Here is a 7,008-nt window from a genome sequence, read left to right on the forward strand (position 1 = left end):
GATGTTTAATCCGAAAGGCTAGAGGCTATAGCCAAGCGTTGCTGTTTGGCATAGCGTTCAAGGGCTTGATTGACGGCGTTTCTGATTTCATCTTTAAGACCATTGGGGACGGAAATATTTAAATTTGAAATCATCACGCGGGCATCTACTTCTACCGGCTTATGAACGGTAATGGGCTTGGGAGCTTTGAGGGAACCCACTTTTGCATTTGGAGCTTCCATATGCCTTGTTTCAACGCCCCCTGTATTAAAACCACTCTTGCGTTTTTCAGGGGGGGTATTTGTAACCACAGCTGTATCGAGCATTTTTTTTGCCCGTGTATTGGTTTCTTCGGTAAAGGTTTTAATGGTCTCCGTTGAAGTTTTGTTGATTGAAACATTAAACCCTAACTTTTCTTTCATCCAGTTTGGCATCCAATTGGTTAATTTATGCATCATGCCGCTCAACCAGTCAGACAGAGCGTTCCATTTGCTTTTGATGCCATCCCAAAGCCCATTAATAAGATTGGAGCCTACTTCCATTAAATCGACACCGAACAGCCATTCAATGAGTTCATTGATTTTTTTCGAAATCCAAGAGAGTGGTGAAAAGTTTTTAAAGAGCGCCAAGAGGTTATTAAAAACATTACTACATAAGCTTGCAAAAGAATCCCATAGCTTGCTTATAAAGCTTATGACTGTGTCCCAATTTTTGTAGAGCAGATATCCGGCAGCAACAAGAGCTGCAATGCCGCCAATAATCCAGCCAATAGGTGTGGTCATGATAGCAACACCAAGCGATATAAAAGCAGAACTAACGGCAGTTATTGCTGAAATCAGTGTACCTACAAGAGTTAAGGCAAAACTGGCAACTGCGGAAGCAGCTGAGGCTAATGCTAAAAGCAGTGATCTTCCCAGAGTTGCGGAAAATCTAATAAAAGCTTTATCTGCTGTGATTATTTTTGAGAGCAGGGATTTTCCAAGGTTTACAGCCAGACCGGTAATTTTAGCACCAACAGAATTGAAGGCCGCAAGCACTGGTCCTGAAAGAGCGAAAGCAAGCCTGATAAAAACTGCGCTTACTATGGCTAGTGATGTAAGCAGCCAGCCATTGATTTTGTCCCAATTTTTGTAGAGTAAATATCCGGCAGCAACAAGAGCTGCAATACCACCAATGATCCAGCCTATGGGGGTTGTCATAATTGTGATACCAAGGCTAACAAATGCGGCTCCCACGGCTGCTAATGCGGCAATGAGTGGACCAAAAATGAAGGAACCAAGAGCTACAAGCCCCACCTTGAAAAGAGTTATTTCACCAATTAGAGGCTCTAGCCATTGGAACCAGCCTTTAATCCTCTCTGTAAGATCACTGATACCCTTTCTTAAATCAGAGGTAGGATTAAGCAAATCTTGCAAGACTTTTCTTAAGGTTTTCGCCCAGCTCGCAACGGTTGTTTGAATGAGGTCACGGTTTTCATCAATCAACTTTGAAAAACCGTCAACCATATCATTGATCACGGGCATGAAACGTGCACCAATAAAGCTCGCGATACCCCCTATTTTTTTCTTAAAGGCACCAAGCTTGTCACTTAAATCTGCGGCATAGCGTGCGACATCAGCACCTATCAGCCATTTTCCTTTTCTCGCCTTTGCAAACAGCTCTTTGATGGGCGCCATGCCTTGTGAGAGCATGGATGCCATCTCTTTACCATCTCCACCAAACAGTAAGGCAGCAATGTGCTGTCTTTGTGCTTGATTTTTCATCTTACTCATCTTGTCGGTAATTTCTTCCAACAAGACAGAAGTGGATTTGAGTTTTCCAGAAGTGTTTTTGACAGAAATGCCAAGCGCTTCAAAGCCCATCATGCCTCTTTTTTGTCCAGCATAGGCTTGTGCCGAACGCCTATTTAAAACCGCTAAGGATTGTTGAAAGAGTTCGGCGGAAGTGCCTGAATTATCGGCTGCATCACCCCATAATTGAAGTGATGCAACACTCATATTTAAATGGCGTGATGCGTGATAAAGACTATCCCCCAGATGCATGGTTTTCATGGTGAGGGCAGTTACACTTGCCACAAGCCCCCCACCAGCAAGCCCTAAAACACCGGTAAAGACCGAAGCACGACTTGCTGCTGTGCTAAGAGCACCTTGAACACCATGAAGACTTTTTGTCATGTTTTGTACAGCAGCAGAAAAGCGCGGAATACCCAAACTATGTGAGAGTGTTTTTGAAAGTGTATCGAATTTCTTTTGTATACGTTTAAGAGGCGTGGTGAGTTCGTCTTCAAGTGACAATTTCACCTTTGCATCAGCAACTTTTTCACTCATTTTGTCTTATACCTTTCTGCTGCTTGTTTTCGCCAGAATATGAGTTCTTGTGGTTCCATTTCCATCATCTCTGAAAGGGACCAATGGAACACAATGGCGATATCGGCTATGAGTTTTGCGGCGGTTTCCCAGTCGAGGTATCCCGCCGTTTGATAAAAGACTCCAAGATCTCTCCAATGCTTGACAAATCATTGATATCAAGTTCACTAATAGCCTCATGCGGCCATCCAGAAAGGCGTGCGATCATAGCGATTGTCTGCTCTATACCTTCTTTTTTGTCGATTGCTTGCAAATCTTTTGTTTTGGGGCGCTGTAAGGTAATTGTGGTGTGCTCTTTTCCTTCAAAGGCAATGGGTATCAATAATTTATGTGTAATGCTTGTTTGGACGGTCATTTTTATAATCCTATGTTTTCTCTGTGGTCTGCGAGTTGATTGACGCCATTGAATTTTCTGATGAGGTTGAGGACGTCTATCTCAACAATTTCAACGTCTTTCTGGACATATTTGAAATATTGCAATGTGAATGTTGCTGTAGAAGTTGCTTTGCCTCCCGGTTGCCATTCTGCCATTTCAAAGCCTTTGCAAAGTCCTCTCATGGTAATAACAACACCTTCTGCGGGTGTGCCTTGTGCTTGCATTGAACTGCGCAATGAGATGTCGACATCGGTGCGTCCCAACAGCGCCATTAATTCTGGTGAACAATCAGAAATGGTCATGCTCAGCGTGAGGGTTTCAAGACCAAGATCAACCTCAATGGAGCTATCCATGCCACCGCCGCGATAACTCTCAACGACCAAACTCAAATTCGGTAGGGTGACACTTTCACATTTTGCTTGATAGGGAATGCCGTCAACAAAAATGTTAAAATATTTCAAAACTCTTGGTAATACAGGGACTGTCATTAAAAGATCTCCTCTAGGTAATCATTGATGATTTGTGAACGGAACGTGATGTGTTCTGCGGGTGTTGTGGGCGTGAATTCCACATTGAAATAGACTCTGCCGCTTTCAATGGCGCTTGCTGTATTAAGCTCTAGATCAGGTGTACAACGCCCACCAAGAATAGCGCCTTGTGCTTTCAAATCACGCAAATAGGCATTAACGCTTTCACTGACATCATGCATGTAGGTTTTTTTGATATTGCGGTCGACAGCCCATAGGTGTCCGCGCAAAATAGCATCATTGATCATATCTGCGGTGCGCACCACGGATAAAAAAGCAAACTTTGTATCGCTTGAGAGTGTGCGATTTCCCCAAAGGCGATAGCCATTTTCGCGAATGATTGTTGTGATGTTTTGTTCGTTGAGAAGGTTGGCACGGCTTGATCTGTCACCAATGGAAAAATCAATGGGGCGCGCAGTTCCCACAATTCCATTGATCACTTTATTAGAAGGGGAATGCCAAAAGCCATGAGTAAAATCATTTTTGGCAATGACGCCAGCAACCGCTGCACTTGCGGGCTGTTCTATGATCTTTCCATCACGATTTACCTTTACAAACGGGTCAGTGAGAATAGCGCGTTTTGAATCAAAATCCTTTGCTGTGCTAAGGGCTGCTTCATCTGTTGTGTTTGGAGCATCAAGCACCACAATAGCGCGCAAACGCTCTGCAATGCCAATCAGTTCTGCTGCGACGGGGTTGGCAGTCGCATCAGTTCCGTTCTCTTCAATACCCACACTGGAAGGGCGCTGATGTGTAAAGCCTGGCGCAATCAGAATACGTGGTGTTTGTCCTAAAACAGATTGTGCTCCAATGAAAGCATGAACACCTTCATAAGCGCCATTTGCATTTACACCACCTAGAATATTGGTGAGTGTCGCATTTTCGTTGTCACCTTCTTGCACACGGATGACAACGACAATTGCGCCTACTTGCTTGAAAATAAGATCAAGGGCATTGGGTAATGTACCTTGACGCTTACCAGTTTTATCGAGTTTTGCGGCTTGTGAAAGAGAGCCCGCTACCAAAACCGGTGTGTTGAGGGGGAATGCTTGTTCATCGGCATCGGGTGCTGTGCCAACAATCCCGATAACGGCAGACTGAACCGCACGAAGGGAGCGGGTGCCGTCGTCAACTTCAACGACTTCAACACCGTGTAAAAAACCTGTTGCCATTTTATACTCCTTTGAAATATTGGCTAGAAATGAATGGGAAAATGAAGGGGATGATTGCTGTGTTTTAGGCGTCCAGCATTTATAGATGAAATTAACAAAAATATAGAAAGGTGCTTGACATTATTTATGCAATGTCTATTGTCGAATCAGGTGCCTAAGAAACACCTTAAATCGATAGCGGATAGATTGCCGACACAATCTCTTCTCCGCACATTAAAGACTTTGACTCATTATATGCTACATGCATATAATAGATTTGTCGGGTGTAGTTACGCTATAAAATACCCTGTTATGGGAAAAGCGTGACGACGGACTATGCACCGTGTTTTTGAGCACCCGGCACTTTTCATTGAGTGTCAATCAAAAACGTCTAACTGCATAGGAATTCATTATGAATACTCTTATAGAAATTAGAGAACAGGTTATTGATCAGGAAACTGTTCAAACTGTTAACGCGCGTGATTTACATGCGTTTTTGGAAATAAAGTCTGAATTTAGAAATTGGATTAAAAATCGCATTAAAGAATGTAAGTTTCTCGAAAATATAAACTTTATAACGCTTACTAAAAATTTAGTAAGCGGTGGAAAGGTAAAAGAATACCACATTACGTTAGACATGGCTAAACATCTTTCAATGATAGAGCGTAATGATAAAGGGCATGAAGCACGTCAATACTTTATCAAATGTGAACGGCTTTTGAAACAAGTAGTGACACCACAAGTTGACTACTCCAAACCGGAAGCATTGCTTGGTGTTTTGAATCACTTACAAAGTCAAATAGAGCAGAAAGATCATATTATTTCTGAATTAGCACCAAAAGCAAAAGCTTTGGAAGGCTTAAAACGCTCTGATGGTTTGTTCGGTCTTATTGAAGCAGCAAAGATGCTTGAAGTACGACCAAAAGATTTAACGGATTATTTTTATAAAAATATTACATTGCCACTTGACAATGTAGCAACAATATGAATAATCGAATCAGGTGCCTCAAAAACACCTTAAATACCAAGCGGACGAGCTACCGAGATAGTTTATTTTCCGCACATTAAAGGCTTTGACTCATTGTATGTTACACGCATATAATGACCTCGTCGGGTGTGGTTACGCTATACAATACTCTTACGGGAAAAGCGTAACGACGGACTTGGTACCGTGTTTTTGAGCGCCCGGCACTCTTCATTGAGTGTCAATCAAAAACGTCTATTACCAAGGAGTTCACATGAACACTCTTATTCCGATATCGGAACAAACCATTGATCAGGAAACTGTTCAAACCGTCAATGCTCGTGATTTGCACACATTTTTGGGAATCACATCAAAGTTTGCAGACTGGATTAAAAATCGCATTAAAGAATGTAACTTTCGAGAAAATATAGACTTTATAGGTTTTTCTAAAAATTTAGAAAAAGGTGGGCGCCCAAGCATAGAATACTACCTCACCTTAGACATGGCTAAACACCTTTCCATGATCGAACGTAATGACAAAGGGCATGAGGCACGTCAATACTTTATCAAATGTGAACGGCTTTTGAAACAAGTAGCTATACCACAAGTTGACTACTCCAAACCCGAGGCATTACTTGGTGTTTTGAATCACTTACAAAATCAAATAGAGCAAAAAGATAACACTATTGCCGAATTAGCACCAAAAGCACAAGCTTTGGATGGCTTAAAGCGTTCTGATGGTTTGTTTGGTTTGATTGAAGCAGCGAAAATGTTAGAGGTGCGACCAAAGGATTTAACAGATTACTTGCGTAAACATGATTGGGTCTATCGACGGGCTCCAGGGGCGCCTTTGTTACCTTACCAAGATAAAATCAAGAAAGGCTTTATGGATTGTCCTGCTATCACCATTCAAAGACCGGATGGTACAGAAAAGGTACTCCCTTCAACAAAAATCACATCGAGAGGATTGGCATGTTTGAGAGAACAAATCCATGGAGGTGTGCAATGAAGACCAGTATTGATTTTTTATGCGATTTGTGGATGGCGTTGTATCAGTTTTCTGATCGTGATGATATTGAAGATAAGGCTTTTAATACTCTCATTGAGACTATGGATGCAATAGAAAAAGCTTTAATTTTTAAGCTTCAAGACGAAACCCCAAATGCACTGAAAATTTTGGCAATGATTACAAATTTTGGAACTTTAAGACCACCTCCGATTATAGAGTCTTTGTTAAAATCTTACGAACCAAATTTCGAGAGCCCCATTAAAAAGGTTGCTTAAGTCATAAATTATGACTCATCTCCCCGTCTTTAAGGTGGGGAGAAGGTTACGAATGGCTATGTTCCATTTGCGCATTCATTTCTCTAGCTGTTAGTGTTGGAACTTTGCTAACATCTGTTTCCCGTTCTGCATGCCAAGCATCATAATTGGCTTGAAGCTGTAGCCAAAGGGCTGGTCTATTTCCTAACAATTTACCAATGCGAGCTGCTGTTACGGCTGTGACTGGACGTTCTCCTTTAAGGATACCGTGCAAGTGCTGGCGTGATATTTGAAGAATCCGAGCAATTTCGGTTTTGCTTGCATTTAAATGTTCTAAGGATTCAGCTAAAATTTCTCCTGGATGAGAAGGACAACGATTAGG

Annotated in this window: 9 protein-coding genes; 3 read left to right on the forward strand and 6 right to left on the reverse strand. The window is 42.0% G+C overall.

Annotation, left to right across the window (positions count from 1 at the left end; genetic code table 11):
• Nucleotides 1–5 precede the first annotated feature (5 nt).
• Genes PVV66_RS07150 through PVV66_RS07170 form a run of 5 tightly spaced genes read right to left on the reverse strand, consistent with a single transcriptional unit; the run spans nucleotide 6 to nucleotide 4,420 of the window.
• Nucleotides 6–2,306: a phage tail protein gene (locus tag PVV66_RS07150; RefSeq protein ID WP_273719100.1), complete on the reverse strand. Its 2,301-nt coding sequence runs from the start codon at nucleotides 2,304–2,306 to the stop codon at nucleotides 6–8.
• Nucleotides 2,303–2,374, reverse strand: coding sequence for a GpE family phage tail protein (locus PVV66_RS09740; protein ID WP_081485993.1), 72 nt, complete (start codon nucleotides 2,372–2,374; stop codon nucleotides 2,303–2,305). The genes PVV66_RS07150 and PVV66_RS09740 overlap by 4 nt, the downstream gene beginning before the upstream one ends.
• A gap of 38 nt (nucleotides 2,375–2,412) precedes the next feature.
• Nucleotides 2,413–2,700: a phage tail assembly protein gene (locus PVV66_RS07160; RefSeq protein ID WP_273719101.1), complete on the reverse strand. Its 288-nt coding sequence runs from the start codon at nucleotides 2,698–2,700 to the stop codon at nucleotides 2,413–2,415.
• Nucleotides 2,701–2,702: 2 nt separating this feature from the next.
• Entirely contained in the window at nucleotides 2,703–3,209 is a 507-nt protein-coding gene (locus tag PVV66_RS07165) for a phage major tail tube protein (RefSeq protein ID WP_273719102.1), read from the reverse strand.
• The gene (locus PVV66_RS07170; RefSeq protein WP_273719103.1) at nucleotides 3,209–4,420 is read right to left on the reverse strand and encodes a phage tail sheath subtilisin-like domain-containing protein; all 1,212 of its coding nucleotides are present in this window, start codon (nucleotides 4,418–4,420) and stop codon (nucleotides 3,209–3,211) included. Before PVV66_RS07170 ends, PVV66_RS07165 begins: the two co-directional genes overlap by 1 nt.
• 391 nt (nucleotides 4,421–4,811) lie before the next feature.
• Here PVV66_RS07170 and PVV66_RS07175 point away from each other — a divergent pair, with 391 nt between their 5' ends.
• The 3 genes from PVV66_RS07175 (at nucleotide 4,812) to PVV66_RS07185 (ending at nucleotide 6,647) form a co-directional block, all read left to right on the forward strand.
• A complete protein-coding gene (locus tag PVV66_RS07175; RefSeq protein ID WP_273719104.1) occupies nucleotides 4,812–5,387 on the forward strand; it encodes an antA/AntB antirepressor family protein in 576 nt (191 codons plus the stop codon).
• A gap of 250 nt (nucleotides 5,388–5,637) precedes the next feature.
• A complete protein-coding gene (locus tag PVV66_RS07180; protein WP_273719105.1) occupies nucleotides 5,638–6,372 on the forward strand; it encodes an antA/AntB antirepressor family protein in 735 nt (244 codons plus the stop codon).
• Nucleotides 6,369–6,647, forward strand: coding sequence for a hypothetical protein (locus PVV66_RS07185; RefSeq protein WP_273719106.1), 279 nt, complete (start codon nucleotides 6,369–6,371; stop codon nucleotides 6,645–6,647). The genes PVV66_RS07180 and PVV66_RS07185 overlap by 4 nt, the downstream gene beginning before the upstream one ends.
• 46 nt (nucleotides 6,648–6,693) lie before the next feature.
• Here the strand turns inward: PVV66_RS07185 and PVV66_RS07190 are convergent.
• A partial coding sequence (locus PVV66_RS07190; RefSeq protein ID WP_273719107.1) for a HigA family addiction module antitoxin occupies nucleotides 6,694–7,008 on the reverse strand: 315 nt, incomplete at its 5' end.

It is taken from the genome of Bartonella sp. AU16XJBT (assembly GCF_028618665.1).
Lineage (GTDB): Bacteria > Pseudomonadota > Alphaproteobacteria > Rhizobiales > Rhizobiaceae > Bartonella.